This window comes from Acidobacteriota bacterium, assembly GCA_020845575.1.
Classification (GTDB): Bacteria; Acidobacteriota; Vicinamibacteria; order Vicinamibacterales; family Vicinamibacteraceae; genus Luteitalea.
Map to the genome: position 1 here is coordinate 26,339 of JADLFL010000052.1, position 14,764 is coordinate 41,102.

The window sequence follows — 14,764 nt, forward strand, 5'->3', positions numbered from 1 at the left end:
CCGACCGATGTTGGCCGATTCCGTGTCGAACGGAAGTCGTGACTGTGAACAGGGTCAGCCCATGGGCTGGCCCTGTCTGCGTTGAAAGGCCACGTACAGCGCGATCGCCGCTGCCGTGGCGACGTTCAGGGAATCCGCGGCAGGCGACATCGGGATGCGCGCGAGGCGGTCGCAGCGGACGAGTGTCTCGGCGGACAGTCCATCTCCCTCGTTGCCGACGAGCACGGCGATCGACGCATCACCCGCCATGTCAGCATGAACACGCTCGATCGAATCCGTCGCACGAGGCGTCAGCCCGATCGTCACGATGCCGCGCGCGGTGAGCGCGTCGAGCAGTTCGTCGATCGGTGCCTGCGCCCAGGACATGTCGAGCACGTGTCCCGTCGACGTGCGAACCGCCTTCCGATAGAGCGGGTCGGCGGATCGGTCGTCGACAAGCACGCACGTCGCGCCGAACGCGCGTGCGTTGCGAAAGCAACTGCCGACATTGTCGGCGTCCGCAAGACGCTCGATGAGGAGCACGCGACGCGGACCGCCGCTGTCGAGGGCCTCGTCGACAGCCAGCGGTCGAGGCCGGCGCACGAGCGCCAACACGCCGCGATGGAACGAGAAGCCCGTGATCGCGGCCATCTCGGCTGGCGTGCGGACGTCGAGGCAATCCCCGAGTCGCCCTTCGAGGTCGAGTGCGCTGACAGCCGCCGGAACCGCCATCACCGACACGATCGCCTCTGGCCCACCGGCCGCGCCGTCGAGAATCCGCTGCACCACCATGCGACCTTCTGCAACGAAGAGCCCCTGCGTACGCAACGCACCTGGATCGGTGAGGGCGGTGGGCCAGTTCATGGGAATGACGAATGACGAATGACGAACAGCTTGCCAAAGACGCGGAGCGGGACGAAGGCCCAAGGCCGAGGGGCGAGGGCCACCTCAGTTGAGTGAGGCGACGCGGCGGCGCAGTTGCTTGACGTGCTCCCAGAGCGCCTCGAACTCCTCCCGCTCGTCCGACTCGTCATCGCCCTCGTCGCGGCGCGGACGACGGGAGGTGAGGGCGAGATAGCGCTCGAGGTCGGCGAGCGCCACGCCGAAGTGGCCCATCTGGTAGGAGAGCAGGCCCCTGTCGCGGAGCTCGGTCAGCGACGTCGGGTCGAGGGCCAGCAACAGATCGGAGACGTCGCGAGCCCGCGCGAACGATCGAAGCTTCGCGTAGGCTCGCTTCAGGTTCACGAGCATCCGCACCAGGATCTGCGCCTTGAACGCCGGCGCCAGCAGCACGCGATCGAACCGTGAGTCCGATCCGGCGTGCTTCGAGAGCAACCGCGCGCAGTCACGTTCGGTGAGCACGATGCCGCCGTGGAACGGATCGAGGATCAGGTCCTCGGTCGGTGCCGCGTCGCCGAGCAGGCCCTTGCAGCGCACGAGGAAATGGCCCGGGAAATTCACGCCTTCGAGCCACAGCCCGGCGCGCCTGCCCACGTGCATGTAGACCACCGACAGGGTGATGGGAATGCCGGTGCGCCGCGTCAGGACGTCGTTGAGGAAGCTGTTCCGAGGGTCGTCGTAGTCGTCGGGACTGCCGGAAAAGCCCTCGTCGTCGAAGAGGAACTGGCCGAGACTCTGAAGGTGGCCCAGCACGTCCCCGTGCGTTGCCGACGACTGCACGTGTAGGCGCGCGCGCTCCGACAGTACCTGCAACTGCGCAAGCGTGTCGGTGGTCCGCAGCGCCGGATACTCGAGCCGCGCAAGATGCAGCGCGGCTTCCGCCAGGTCGTCCTCGCCCGGCCGCTGCGCCAGCGTCAGGAACGCCGAGACCTCGTCGGGTGTCACGTCGTAGCCCTCGCGCGCGACACCACCTCGTCGAGGACGTCGAGCGTGACGTCGGCGATCGACGGCAGCCACGCGTCGGCGCTCGGCAGCTTGTCGCGCTGATACGAGGTCAGCACCGCCACCGTCCGCAGGCCCGCGCCGCGCGCGGCTTGCAGGCCCCATTCGGAGTCCTCGATCGCCACGACGTCGGCAGGTGTTGCACCGGCGCGCAGCGCGCCTGACTCGCGAAGCAGTTCGAACGCACGGGCATAGGGATCGGGCGCCGGCTTGCTGCGCGGCGTCTCGCCGGCGGCGACGATCACCGGGAAGCGATCGCGGAGTCCGCTCCGATCGAGAATCAGCTCGATCTCCTGGCGCAGCGCGCCGGACGCGATCGCGATCGGCACGCGCCCCGCCACGCGCGCCACGCACGCCGCCGCGCCGGCGTACAGGGTGTGATCGCCGATTGCCCGCGGAAACAGGCCCTTCTTGCGTTCCAGCAGTGCCTCGATCTCCGCGGCGTCCATCGTCACGCCCCTGTCGCGGAACACTTCCGCGAAGGCGTCCCTGTCGCTGTAACCGAGGTATCGCTCGTAGTACTCCTCGGCCGTCAGCGTGATGCCGATCTGGTCGAGCACGTCCTGGAAGACCTGCAGGTGGACGGGCTCGCTGTCCGCGAGCACGCCATCGAAGTCGAAGATCACACCTGCGAGCATGTCACCGTTCCAGTTTCAGGCTGTCGCGCATTCGCTCCCCGGCCCTGATGGGCACCGCGAGACGGTTCTCGGGTGGAGGGATGGGGCAATCGTACGTCGGGTCGTAGTAGCAGTACGGCTGATAGGCCGCGTTGAAGTCGATGTCGTAGAGGCCCGTCGGCGTGCGATCGAGATCGAGGTACCGGCCGGAGGGATATGTCTCGATCCCGGCTGTCGTGTCGCGGAAGGGCACGAAGAGCCGCTGGCGTGTGCTGTCGTCGGCGCTCACGAACGCGGTGAGCACGTACGTCTCGCCGTGGATCGAGAAGCGCAGCTTGCCGGCCCTGCGCATCTGACGACGCTGGCCTGTCGAGGTGGGCATCTCGAAGGCGGGCGATTCGGCGTCAGACAGCGGTGCGAGGGATGCGGGCGTGCGCCACGCCGCATCGATCGGGTAGTACGCGAGCGGCAGGAAGCGCGCGCGGTTCTCCGGCTGTACGGGCGAATCGGCCGCCTGCGCGAACATCGCGTCCTTGGCGGCGCGCTGTGCGGCGAGGCTGGCGGTGTGATCGACCTGCGGCGGCTGCGTCGAGCAGCCGTACAGCAGGCACGCCGCGATCATCGCCCCGGTCGATCGGAGAGAAAGACTCACGAGGCAAGAATACATGCTGCTCGTCGGCTACAGCGATGCGGCCAATGCGCGGCGCCAGGGGCGTTGGTCTACCGGCGGGAGCTTCAGCAGGCGCCTGGCGCCGGAGAGGGCGATGCGGAGGACGTCGCCGTCGAGCACGGCTGGCAGCGCGCGCCGCAGGAGCGTGTCGGCACGCAGCGCGGCTTCGGTGGCGGCGATGAGCGCCGCGTGGCGATGTGTGTCCACAGACGCGTCGCCACGCGCGATGGCACGCGCCGCGCGGATCGCCGTGCTGTCGATGGCGTACGCGTCGATGGCGAGGTCCGCGATCCACATCAGGACCTCCTGCTCGTCGGCGAGCCGCTCCTGGTAGCGCTGCATCGCCGCCCCGGCAAGCAGGATCGTGGCCTGCCTGAGCCCGGACGCGACGTGCGCCAGCAGTGCGACAGGTTCCTCTGGCGGCGTGAGCGGCAGCAACGGGAACTGGCCCGGCAGCGCTTTCGCGGCGGCGATCAGCGGAATCTCGCCCTTCGCCGCCGCGCGGACGATCTGACCCGCGAGCAGCAGCCTGTTGATCTCGTTGGTCCCCTCGAAGATGCGGTTCACGCGCGCGTCGCGATACGCCCCTTCGGCCGGATAGTCGCGAACGAAGCCGTTCCCGCCGTGGATCTGGACGTCCTCGTCGAGCACGTACTGCAGCGTCTCGCTCGCGAGCACCTTCAGGATCGACGCCTCGACGGCATGCTGCTCGAACACACGCGCGCGCGACTCATGCGGCAGTTCCGTGTCATCGAGCGAGCCCGCGAGTCGATACAGCGCGCTCTCCGCGGCGTAGGTACGCGCCGCCATCTCGGACAGCTTCATCCTGATCGCACCGAAGTTCGCGATGGGCTGCCCGAACTGCCGTCGCTCCGCCGCGTACCGAGCGGCGTCCTTCAGCATGAACTTCGCCCCGCCCGTCGTCATGGCGCCGAGCTTGAAGCGGCCGTAGTTGAGGACCGTGAACGCGACCTTGTGTCCCTTGCCGACCTCACCGAGCACGGCGTCGGCTCCGACGCGTGCGCCCTGCAACAGCAGCGGCGCCGTCGACGATCCGTGCAGCCCCATCTTGTGTTCCTCGCGTCCGGGCGTCACGCCGGGCGTCGTGCGCGGCACGAGGAATGCGGTGAAGTGCTCGCCGTCGACCTTGGCGAAGACGACGAAGAGATCGGCGAACCCGCAGTTGGTGATCCAGAGCTTCTCGCCGTTGAGCTCGTAACCGCCATCGGGCAGTCGCGTGGCAGTGGCACGCGCGCCGAGCGCGTCGGATCCCGACGCCGCCTCGCTCAATCCGTAAGCGCCCACCATCGTACCCGCCGTGAGTTGCGGCAGGTATGCCGCGCGCTGCTCCGGCGTGCCGAACCACAGAATCGGGATGACGCACAGTCCCATGTGCGCACCTGTCGTCGTGGCGAACGACGCGTAGCGGCCCATCGCTTCGGAGACGATGACGGAGCTGACGACGTCGAGTCCCACGCCGCCGAACGCCTCCGGGACGTCGACGCCGAGCAGGCCGAGTTCGCCGCATTGGTGTACGAGCGACCGCGCGAGCGCCCAGTCCTTCGCCTCGAGTGCCTCCCGGCGCGTCCACACCTCCTGCTCGACGAACGCTGCCGCCGTCGACCCGATCATGCGGTGCTCGTCGCCGCAATCCTCAGGAGTGAACACCCTTGCCGAATCAGTGCTGAAGAGCCAGTTCATGGGAATGTCCGAGCCCTACACGGCGATCAATCGCTGGATCGCTTCGTATCCATCGTCGCCGATGTCGAGGCTGTGTTGGTTGACGTAGAGCGCGATGTGCTGCGCGCAGACTTCGGGCGACATCTCCTGTGCGTGCGCGCTGACGTACGCGCGGCTCGCGCCGGGGTGATCGAACGCGTGGCGCACCGACGCGCGAATCGCGCGCTCGACGTTGGCGCGTGTCGTGTCATCCACGTCGTTGCGCACGCAGATGCCCGCGAGCGGTACCGGCAGCCCGGTCTCGCCTTCCCACCACGTGCCGAGGTCGATCACCTGCACGAGACCATGGTCGCGATACGTGAAGCGGCTCTCGTGGATGATGAGGCCGGCATCGACGATGCCGGCGGCGACGGCGCGGAGGATGCGGTCGTAGCGCATCTCCACGAACTCGGGAAGTTCCGGTTCGCCGCGCAGGGACCCGCCCTGTCGTTCCAGCGCGAGGCGCAGCAACCGATACGCCGTCGTCTCGCGGCCGGGTATCGCCACGCGCCCGCGTGCGGCATCGGCGAGCGACATCGCCGCGCGCGCCACGACGAGCGGCCCCACGCCACGGCCGAGCGCCGCGCCGCTGCGAAGCAGGCGATACCGATCGCCGACGGCCGCGAACGCGCCGACGCTCAGCTTCGTGAGGTCGAACTCACCGTCGTGCGCGCGCCGGTTCAGTTCCTCGATGTCGAGCAGCACGGGCTTCACGCGGAACGGTGCATCGACGAGCCCGAACGTGAGCGCGTGGAACGCGAACGTGTCGTTCGGACACGGCGAATACCCGAACGTCAGATCACGCATCGCGCCACCTCGTGCACGACACGCGGCGTGGCGCTGGCGATCGCCGCGATCGCCGCGTCGAAGTGCCACAGTGCCCGGTCCGCCTCTTCGATCTCGTTCGAGATCGCCCGGATCTCGACAGCGGGAACACCCGCCTGCCGTGCGGCGCGCAGCACCGCGAAACCCTCCATCGCTTCGACGTCCTCGCCCGTCGTGCCGCCCACGCGTGCGCTGGTGCCGATCGCCAGACGCGGTGCCGACGGGAGCGCGCGAGCCGCAGCGTCGACCAGTTGTGGAGACGCCGCCACGATCGACGGCGCGAAGCGTTCCGGTACGCCGAGGTCCACGTATCGCGCTTCGGTGCCGATCACGAGCGTGGCCGGTGCGAGCGCCGCACGTCGACGTGCACCGGCGATACCGACGAGGACGATCGCCGCAGGCTTGTCGGTGGCAAGCGCTGTCGCCGTCGCCACGGCCGCGTCGACGGGGCCTACTCCGCACACGAGCGTGCGCCATCCTGCGGGTGGGGCGAGCTCCATCGCCGTCGCCGCGACGACGAGAATGTGCGGCGTCACGCGCGCGGTCCCAGGTTCTCGATGAGGCCGGCGGCTCCCATCCCGCCTCCCACGCACATCGTCACGATGCCGTACCGTGCCTTGCGCCGCGCCAGTTCGTGCACGATCGTCGCCGTGAGCTTCGCGCCGGTGCAGCCGAGCGGATGGCCGAGCGCGATCGCGCCGCCGTTGACGTTCACTTTCGCGAGGTCGAGGTCCAGATCGTGCGCGCACGCGAGCACCTGGCTCGCGAACGCTTCGTTCAGCTCGATGAGGTCGATGTCGTCGAGCGTGAGGCCGGTTCGCACGAGCAGCTTGCGCACGGCGGGTACGGGGCCGATGCCGAACCGCTCCGGCTCCACGCCAGCCGTGGCGTACGCGACGAGGCGTGCGAGCGCCGTGAGACCGAGTTCCCGCGCGCGCGTCTCGCTCATCACGACAACGGCGGCCGCGCCATCGCTCATTTGCGACGAGTTACCCGCCGTCACGGTGCCCTTCGCATGGAACGCGGGTCTGAGCTTCGCCAATGCGTCGAGCGACGTGTCGGCACGGGGACCCTCGTCTGCGGTCACCTCGACGCGATCGATCTGTCCCTGGCACACCACCGGGACGATCTCGGCGTCGAAGCGTCCTGCCTGCTGTGCGGCGATGGCGCGGCGATGACTCTCCAGCGCGTACGCGTCCTGCGCCTCGCGCGAGATGCCATACTCGCGTGCGTGGTTCTCGGCGACGAGGCCCGTCGTCAGGTACACATCCGGATAGCCGGCCACGAGCGTCGGGTTCGGCGCGATCTTGTGGCCGCCCATCGGCACGAGGCTCATCGACTCGGTACCGCCGGCGAGCACCACGTCGGCGCTTCCCGCTCTGATGCGATCGACGGCACACGCGATCGCTTCGAGGCCCGACGCGCAGAAGCGATTCACCGTCACGGCCGACGCCGTATGCGGCACGCCCGCGCGCAGGCTGGCGATGCGCGCCACGTTCATGCCCTGTTCGGCTTCGGGCATCGCGCAACCCAGCATCACGTCGTCCACGAGCGCGGGATCGAGCGCCGGTACGCGCGCGAGCGCCGCCTGGAGGGCCAGTGCGGCGAGATCGTCGGGACGCATGTATCGGAACCGGCCCTTCGGAGCCTTGCCGGCAGGTGTCCTGACGGCGGCGACGAGAACGGCATCTGTCACGGTATTGTCTCCACGAAGCGCGCCACCTCCTCGGCGAACACGTCACGACGCGTCACGCAGCCCCAGTGTCCCGTGCGGTCGAGCGTCACGTGTCGCGCGTTGGGCAGCCAGTCCATCATCCGGCAACTCGCCTCGGCCGGCACGATGCGATCGAGTCCACGCTCACCGGTGACCAGCAGCGTCGGCTGGTGAACCTGCCGGCAGTCATGCACGAGGTTCTCGCCGGCAAGGAGGTGCAGCCGGTGCGCCATGCGTCCGGGCGACTGTGGCGCCTGCACGGCGAGCCCGAGCATCGCCAGCGCCCGTGTGTGCCACGCACCGCCGTACGCAGCGCGCAACTCCGGCATGACGCGACGGGGTGATCCGCCGAAGAACACCGGGGCGAGCAGGTACGGGTGGTTCGCCATGCGGCTGATGCGCGCGTCTGGCGTGTAGTCGGCGTTGAGAGGCGACGCCAGCACGAGCGCCCGCACGCGTTCGGGAAATCGCGCGGCCAGCCTGATGGCCACCAGCCCGCCATACGAGATGCCGCACGCGATCGCCGGGCCGCTCGTGACGCGGTTGAGCGCGTTGATCGCCTGCCGGACGAGGTCGTCGAACGACGCGGGCGCGAGGGGCGGCACCGTCCCGTGTTCGCCCGCGAGCGAGTAGCTCACCACGCGATGGCGGCGCGCGAGAGCCTCGACCGCCGGACGTATCCACTCCCAGCGTCCCTGGATGCCGGGGATCACCAGCAGCGTGGGTCCGTGTCCCGTGACGATCATCAGTTCCGGAGCGTCTTGCCCGTTTCGAGCGTGTACGCGATGCGGGCCTGGGTCTTGGGTTCGCCACACAGGCTCAGGAACGCCTCGCGTTCGAGATCGAGCAGGGACGCTTCGCTGACCTCCGTGGCGTGCGGCACGTCGCCACCGGCGAGGATCCACGCGAGCCTGCGGCCGATCGTCGCGTCGTGGTCGCTGATCCGCCCGGCCCGGTGTGCCAGGTGGACGCCGAGGTCGAGCGCCGCCCGCACATCGGGACCGCCGACGGGAATCGCCGCGGGCGCGTGACCCGGCGCGTACGAGGCGGCGCGCGCTTTCACGAGCTCGCGTGCATCGGCGTGCAGGCGCGTGCGATGCATGCTCACCGCATCGCCCTGACGCAGGTACCCCAGCGCGCGTGCGTGCGCCGCGCTCGTCGAGACGAGACCGAAGCCGATCGTCTCGAACACGCGCTGCACGAACGGCAGCACGTCGGCCTGCGTCGACGGCCGCTGCTGCATTGCACGCCACAGCATTTCCTTGGTGCCGCAGCCGGCAGGGATGACGCCGACACCAACCTCGACGAGCCCCATGTACGTCTCGGCCGCGGCCTGCACGCCCGACGCGTGCAGCGCCATCTCGGTTGCGCCACCGAGCGTGAGCCCGTTGATCGCCGTCACGACGGGCACCTGCGCGTCGCGCAGCCGCAGCACCGTGCGCTGGAACGTCCGCACCATCGCGTCGAGCGCATCCCACTCGCCATCCTGCGCTTCCATCAGCACGAGCAGCAGGTTGGCGCCCGCCGAGAACACGGGGCCCTGCGTGCCGATCACGAGGCCGATACCCTCTCGCTCGGCGCGATCGAGGCCCTCCTGGATCATCGCGAGCGTGTCACCGCCGATGGCGTTCATCTTCGAGTGCAGTTCGACGGCGAAGACGCCGTCGCCGGTGTCGAGGATCGACCCCGCGGTGTTGGACGCCACGACAGCCTGCCGTTCGCGCGCACTGGCGAGAATCAACAGCTCGGCGGGTTCCGCGCGGAAGGCACCCCGTTCGCGAACCGTATCGCGCCCCGCGGCACGGGCGTCGGCGAGGATCGGCGGGAGGTCGTCGGACGTTCCCGACTCGCCGCGCATCGCACCGATCAGCGCCTCGATTCCGATCGCGTCGATGATCTCGAACGGGCCCAGGTCCCAGCCGAACCCCCATCGCATCGCCCTGTCCACATCGTCGATGTGGTGGGCGATCTGCGGCCAGACGCGCGCGGTGTAGAGCAGCGTCCCGCCGAGCGTGGCGCGCGTGAACGCCGACTCCTCCGAGGAACCCAGCATCAGCGCCTTGATGCGTCCGGCGGCACCGCCCCGTGCGTCGCGCAATGCGTCGAGCGCCGGGCGTACGACGGGTATGCGCGGCACGTACTCGAACGTGGCCGGATCGAGGACGAGGATCTCGGACGCCCCGCCCGGGCCCTTCACGCGCTTGAAGAAGCCCTGGCCGGCCTTCTCGCCGATCCATCCACGCTCGAGCAGGCCGGCGATGCGGGGACCCACAGTGAACAACTCGCGCAGCGCGGGATCCGTGGTGCGCTCGACGAAGTTGCGTGCCACCTGGACCGCGACGTCGAGGCCCGTGATGTCGAGCGTCCTGAACGTCGCGCTCTTCGGTCTGCCGATCGCGGGACCCGTCATCGCGTCGATCGTGTCGATGTCGAACGGCCCCAGTTCCCAGGCGCGCAGTACCGCGAAGAGGCCGTACAGGCCGATGTGGTTCGCGATGAAGTTGGGCGAGTCCTTCGCCACCACCACGCTACGCCCGAGCCTGACGTCGAGCCAGTGCCGCACGCGCGCCACCGTGTCGTCGCTCGTCGCGGCAACGGGGATCACTTCGACAAGCGGCATGTAGCGCGGCGGATTGAAGAAGTGCGTGCCGACGAAATGGCTCGCGAACGCGTCGGATCGTCCCTCGACGAGGCTCGTCAGCGGCAGGCCAGACGTGTTCGAGCTGACGATCGTCTCGGACCCGCGTTCGGCGTCGATCCGCTCGAACAACGTGCGTTTGGGCTCGATCCGCTCGACGATGGCTTCGATGATCCAGTCGGCACTGCCGAAATCACCATCGTCGATGGCACCGGTGCGCACGAGCGCACCCTGCTCCGCGGTGAAGAGCGGGTCAGGCTTCAGCGCCTGCGCGCGCTTCCAGCCGGCTGCCGCCGCGGCGGCGTCGACATCGAGCAGGTGGACCGGGACGCCGGCATTGGCCAGATGCGCGGCGATCTGCGCACCCATCGTCCCGGCGCCGACCACGATGGCGTTGCGAAGGGGCTTCGACACGTCTGCGCATTATTCATCAGGAGCGCAGGAAACAAGGACCGGCAACCGGCAATGGGCAACCGGCAACCGGTTGGAGCAGTGGGAGGCCACGCCTCACCGGCGGTGTTCGGGTAGATAATGCCGAGTCATGTCGCGACCGTTCACCTTGTATGTTGCCTGCCTGCTGATCGGCGTTCTTGCGCATGCGCCTGCCGTCAGCGCCCAGACGCCGGCGCGGCGCGCACGCCCCGCGTCGGCGTCGAGCCGGTTCGACCTGCCGCGGCTCGCCCGCATCCCGGCGCTCGTCGAAGAGGCCGTCGCACGCAAGGAACTGCCCGGCGCCGTGGTAGCCGTGGGCACGGAGACGGGGATCGCCTGGCAGGCGTCGATCGGCCAGCGCTCGCTGCAGCCGGCGCCGGAGAAGATGACGGCCGACACCATCTTCGATGCCGCGTCGCTCACCAAGGTCGTCGCCACGACAACGGCCATCATGATGCTGGTCGAGCAGGGAAGGCTTCGACTTACCGATCGGGTGGCGCTGCACATCCCGGGCTTCGAGCGCTACGGCAAGCGCGATATCACGATCCGTCACCTGATGACGCACACGTCCGGACTCAGGCCAGACCTCGAGTTCAACCCGGAATGGAACGGCTACGACACCGCCATCTCGAAAGCCACGGACGAAGTGCCCGTGGCAGGCCTCGACGTGCGCGTCATCTATTCGGACATCAACTATTTCCTCCTCGGCCACATCGTCCGCGTGGTGTCCGGTGAGCCGCTCGACGAGTTCACGCGCAAGCGCATCTTCATCCCGCTCGGGATGAAGGACACGATGTTCAAGCCGCCCGCGTCGCTCGCACGCCGCATCGCGCCGACGGAGAAGTGCCTGCCGATCTCGTATCCGTGCGGCCAGGACGGCGGCACGTGGCTGCGTGGCGTGGTCCACGACCCGACGGCGCGGCGCATGGACAACGTGGCGGGTCATGCAGGACTGTTCACCACGGCCGCCGATCTCGCGCGGTTCGCGCGCATGCTGCTCAACGGCGGCCAGCTCGAAGGCGTGCGCATCATGTCGCCGCTGACTGTTGCGCGCATGACGTCGCCGTCGACGCCCCCGGGACAGCGCAACGTGCGCGGGCTCGGCTGGGACATCAACTCCAGTTTCTCGGCCAACAAAGGTGACCTGACGCCGACGCTGTCGTTCGGCCACACGGGCTTCACCGGCACGTCGCTGTGGATCGACCCCGGTACGCGGACGTTCGTCGTGTTCCTGTCCAATCGCGTGCATCCCGACGGCAAGGGCGACGTCACGGCCCTGCGCGCGAAGGTCGCCAACATCGCTGGCGGTGCGATTCGTGTCGCGCCGACGCCCGTGGTGAGCACGCACGGTTTCTCGCAGACACCCGCGTCGGGAGTGATTCCGGCGCGACCCGCGATGCGAACCATGACGGGCATCGACGTGCTGCAGGCCGAGTCGTTCGCGCGGATCGCCGGCAGGAAGATCGGCCTGCTCACCAATCACACCGGCCGCACGCGCGGCGGGCAGTCCACCATCGATGCGTTCGCGGCCGCGAAGAACCTCACGCTCGTGGCGCTCTTCAGTCCCGAACACGGCATCCGCGGCATCCTCGACGAGGAAGTGCCGTCATCTGTCGACGAGAAGACGGGGCTCGCGATCCACTCCCTCTACGGCAAGACGCGCCGCGTCACGCCCGAGACGATGAAGGGCATCGACACGATGGTGGTGGACCTGCAGGACATCGGCAGCCGCTTCTACACGTACATGTCCGCGCTCGGCTACCTTCTCGAGGATGCGGCGGCGCAGAACTTCGAAGTGGTCGTCCTCGACCGTCCGAACCCGGTCAACGGCTGGCAGGTCGAGGGACCGAAGCCGGACCCGAGTCCCGCGGGCGAACAGCGGCCGTACATCGCCTACTGGCCGACGATGCCGGTACGGCACGGGATGACACTGGGCGAACTGGCGAGGCTGTTCAACGAAGAGGGGAAGATTGGCGCAACGCTCACGGTGGTGCCGCTGCAGCACTGGTCGCGCGAGTCGTGGTGGGACGAGACGGCGCTTATGTGGGTGAATCCGTCGCCGAACATGCGCAACGTGACGCAGGCCACGCTGTATCCGGGCATCGGCGCCGTAGAGTACGCGAACCTCTCGGTGGGGCGCGGCACTGACGCGCCGTTCGAGCGGATCGGCGCGCCGTGGATCGATGGCCTGCTGCTCGCCGAGGCGCTCAACGCACGGAACCTGCCCGGCATCCGCTTCTACCCGATCACCTTCACGCCCAACGCGAGCGTGTACAAGGACGAGGAGTGCCAGGGCGTGTACTTCATCGTCACCGATCGCACGGCGCTGCGTCCGGTGCGCGTGGGGCTGGAGATCGTGAGCGCGCTTGGCCGCCTGTTTCCCGGCAAGCTCGATCTGAAGCGCACGGCCATCCTGTATGGATCGGCCGATCAACTCGCGCGCGCGCTCACGGGCGAAGATCCGGCACTCCTCGCAGAACAGTGGTCCACCGACGAAGTCGCCTGGCACACGCTGCGCGCGAAATACCTGATGTACAAGTAGGGGCCCGCCTTCGCGCTGGCGCGCTACGGCGCGGCAGGCCACCGGGCACCGATCGCCGGGCACCGGAACGTGGTGCCTTTTTCGTCATTCGGCATTCGTCATTCGGCATTCACCCCGATCACCCCCCGCAGCCAGGCGGCGACCTCCCGCTCCCAGATGCGCCAGCGAGGCTGGTCGTGCCAGGCTTCCATGCCGTGCGGGGCGCCATCGATTTCGACGGCCGTGACGCGGGCGCCGGCGGATCGCACCGTGGCGACGTACGCGCGCTGCTGATCGATCAGGCGATCCGACGTGCCGGCGACGAGCAGGAGCGGTGGCATCTCCTTCGCAGCGTGACGCACGGGCGAGAACGCGCGCAGCGTCTCGCGTGCGGGGTCGTCGAGCGAGGTCAGGCCGAACAGCCGGCGCGCCAGGGAGCGCGGGTTGGCCGGATCGCCCGCCATCGCCTCGATGTCGTACACCCCGTAGAAGGACACCACGCCGGCGAGTGAGCGCTCCGTTGCGGCGAGATGCGTCACGATCTGTCCACTGGCGGATTCGCCGACGAGGATCAGCTTCGACGGATCGATCCGCAGCGGACGGCCGTGTTCGCGCAGCCACGCCAGCGCCGTCGCGACGTCAGTCATCTGTTCGCGATTGGTGACCCGTGGCGTGAGCCTGTAGTCGATCGACACCCACGCGATGTCGAGCGACGAGGCCAGCTGCACCATCGGTGTTGCGTACGTGACGCGGTCGCCGGCTTCCCATCCGCCGCCATGCACGATCACGACGGCTGCGTGCGGTGTCTCTCCGGCCGGGACCCACGCATCGAGCGTGAGCCCGTTCACGGCGTCGAACACGACGCGCTTGTGCAGGCCGCCTGCGGGCGACGGATGTGCGGCTTCGGGGACCGCGCCGATGCGCGCGTCCAGTGCGCGCAGCATCGCCGCCTTGTAGCCCCACTGCGACGGCCACCAGTTCTCCACGCGATGGCTCGCCCCGGCGACCTCCACGACGTCGCATGCAGCAGTAGCGCCCGTGCACGCTGCGCGCGCCCGGGCGAGCGGCACGTCACTGTCACTGCCACCGTGCACGATGTATGTCGGGACGACGGGGGGAACGACGTTGTCGAAGCGCCCTCCGGCAATCACGACAGCCGCGGGTGCCTGAGGCGCGCCGCCGAATCGTCCGAGCCGCAGCCGGTGCAGCGTGTCCGCGAGATGCAACGCGACGGGCGCCGCGCTGTCTTCGGCAACCAGCACCGTCCTCCTGGCATCCACGTGCAGCGCTGTCGCGTGACACATCGTCAGCATCGCCAGCGCGCGCTGCACATCGTCGGCCGCGGTGCTCACGACGCCGAAACGATAGTCGGCGGTGGCCACGACGTACCCGGCGTCGCCGAACGTCTCGATCAACTGGCCGACGTACGACGAGCGCTGACCGACGGTGCCCGCGCCGCCGCGCAGCACGAGTGCGAGCGGCCGGGCGGGCCGGGCAAGCCCGGCCTCTACACCCATCTCGTCGGAGGGGCCGGGCTTGCCAGGCCCGTCGGCGTGGGGATACACGTCGAGCCGCAGCGGTTCACGCGACGTGCCGCCGTAGCGCACGTTCATCAACCCGCCAGGCAGCAATGCCGCGCCCTGGCTGCCGTCGGGCGTGAGCGGCAGGCAGTCCTCGCCCCGCACCTGTGTCTGACAGGCCGAACCTGTGAGCGCACACATCAGCGGTAACAAGACCAGCAGTCGCA

General features: G+C 68.9%; 12 protein-coding genes. 1 reads left to right on the forward strand and 11 read right to left on the reverse strand.

Annotated features, from left to right (window positions below; genetic code table 11):
* Nucleotides 1–54 precede the first annotated feature (54 nt).
* The 10 genes from IT182_14780 to IT182_14825 form a co-directional block, all read right to left on the reverse strand.
* Complete coding sequence (locus tag IT182_14780) at nucleotides 55–843, reverse strand: RNA methyltransferase (protein MCC6164613.1); 789 nt, start codon at nucleotides 841–843, stop codon at nucleotides 55–57.
* Between the two features lie 84 nt (nucleotides 844–927).
* Nucleotides 928–1,824 carry a transglutaminase family protein gene (locus IT182_14785; GenBank protein MCC6164614.1) on the reverse strand — a complete coding sequence of 299 codons (897 nt, stop codon included), beginning with the start codon at nucleotides 1,822–1,824 and terminating at the stop codon, nucleotides 928–930.
* Complete coding sequence (locus IT182_14790) at nucleotides 1,821–2,519, reverse strand: HAD family phosphatase (GenBank protein MCC6164615.1); 699 nt, start codon at nucleotides 2,517–2,519, stop codon at nucleotides 1,821–1,823. Before IT182_14790 ends, IT182_14785 begins: the two co-directional genes overlap by 4 nt.
* A gap of 1 nt (nucleotide 2,520) precedes the next feature.
* A complete protein-coding gene (locus IT182_14795) occupies nucleotides 2,521–3,150 on the reverse strand; it encodes a DUF1684 domain-containing protein (GenBank protein ID MCC6164616.1) in 630 nt (209 codons plus the stop codon).
* A gap of 27 nt (nucleotides 3,151–3,177) precedes the next feature.
* A complete protein-coding gene (locus IT182_14800) occupies nucleotides 3,178–4,800 on the reverse strand; it encodes an acyl-CoA dehydrogenase family protein (protein MCC6164617.1) in 1,623 nt (540 codons plus the stop codon).
* 84 nt (nucleotides 4,801–4,884) lie between these two features.
* Entirely contained in the window at nucleotides 4,885–5,694 is an 810-nt protein-coding gene (locus IT182_14805; GenBank protein MCC6164618.1) for a 1,4-dihydroxy-6-naphthoate synthase, read from the reverse strand.
* Entirely contained in the window at nucleotides 5,682–6,248 is a 567-nt protein-coding gene (locus IT182_14810) for a hypothetical protein (protein MCC6164619.1), read from the reverse strand. Before IT182_14810 ends, IT182_14805 begins: the two co-directional genes overlap by 13 nt.
* Nucleotides 6,245–7,408 (reverse strand): acetyl-CoA C-acyltransferase, encoded by a 1,164-nt coding sequence (locus IT182_14815; GenBank protein MCC6164620.1) that lies wholly within the window; start codon nucleotides 7,406–7,408, stop codon nucleotides 6,245–6,247. The genes IT182_14810 and IT182_14815 overlap by 4 nt, the downstream gene beginning before the upstream one ends.
* A complete protein-coding gene (locus tag IT182_14820) occupies nucleotides 7,405–8,172 on the reverse strand; it encodes an alpha/beta hydrolase (protein ID MCC6164621.1) in 768 nt (255 codons plus the stop codon). The genes IT182_14815 and IT182_14820 overlap by 4 nt, the downstream gene beginning before the upstream one ends.
* Entirely contained in the window at nucleotides 8,172–10,478 is a 2,307-nt protein-coding gene (locus IT182_14825; GenBank protein ID MCC6164622.1) for an enoyl-CoA hydratase/isomerase family protein, read from the reverse strand. The genes IT182_14820 and IT182_14825 overlap by 1 nt, the downstream gene beginning before the upstream one ends.
* 127 nt (nucleotides 10,479–10,605) lie before the next feature.
* Between IT182_14825 and IT182_14830 the strand changes: the two genes are divergently transcribed.
* The gene (locus IT182_14830) at nucleotides 10,606–13,038 is read left to right on the forward strand and encodes a DUF1343 domain-containing protein (GenBank protein ID MCC6164623.1); all 2,433 of its coding nucleotides are present in this window, start codon (nucleotides 10,606–10,608) and stop codon (nucleotides 13,036–13,038) included.
* A 98-nt stretch (nucleotides 13,039–13,136) separates the two neighbouring features.
* Here IT182_14830 and IT182_14835 read toward each other — a convergent pair whose 3' ends face one another.
* Nucleotides 13,137–14,738: an alpha/beta hydrolase fold domain-containing protein gene (locus tag IT182_14835; GenBank protein ID MCC6164624.1), complete on the reverse strand. Its 1,602-nt coding sequence runs from the start codon at nucleotides 14,736–14,738 to the stop codon at nucleotides 13,137–13,139.
* Nucleotides 14,739–14,764: the final 26 nt, after the last annotated feature.

Excerpts from the sequence above, each read along its gene's own strand:
- IT182_14835 (MCC6164624.1), bottom strand. The coding sequence starts at position 14,738 with ATGTGTGCGCTCACAGGTTCGGCCTGTCAGACACAGGTGCGGGGCGAG.
- IT182_14780 (MCC6164613.1), bottom strand. The coding sequence starts at position 843 with ATGAACTGGCCCACCGCCCTCACCGATCCAGGTGCGTTGCGTACGCAG.
- IT182_14830 (MCC6164623.1), top strand. The coding sequence starts at position 10,606 with ATGTCGCGACCGTTCACCTTGTATGTTGCCTGCCTGCTGATCGGCGTT.
- IT182_14790 (MCC6164615.1), bottom strand. The coding sequence starts at position 2,519 with ATGCTCGCAGGTGTGATCTTCGACTTCGATGGCGTGCTCGCGGACAGC.
- IT182_14820 (MCC6164621.1), bottom strand. The coding sequence starts at position 8,172 with ATGATCGTCACGGGACACGGACCCACGCTGCTGGTGATCCCCGGCATC.
- IT182_14800 (MCC6164617.1), bottom strand. The coding sequence starts at position 4,800 with ATGATCGGGTCGACGGCGGCAGCGTTCGTCGAGCAGGAGGTGTGGACG.
- IT182_14805 (MCC6164618.1), bottom strand. The coding sequence starts at position 5,694 with ATGCGTGATCTGACGTTCGGGTATTCGCCGTGTCCGAACGACACGTTC.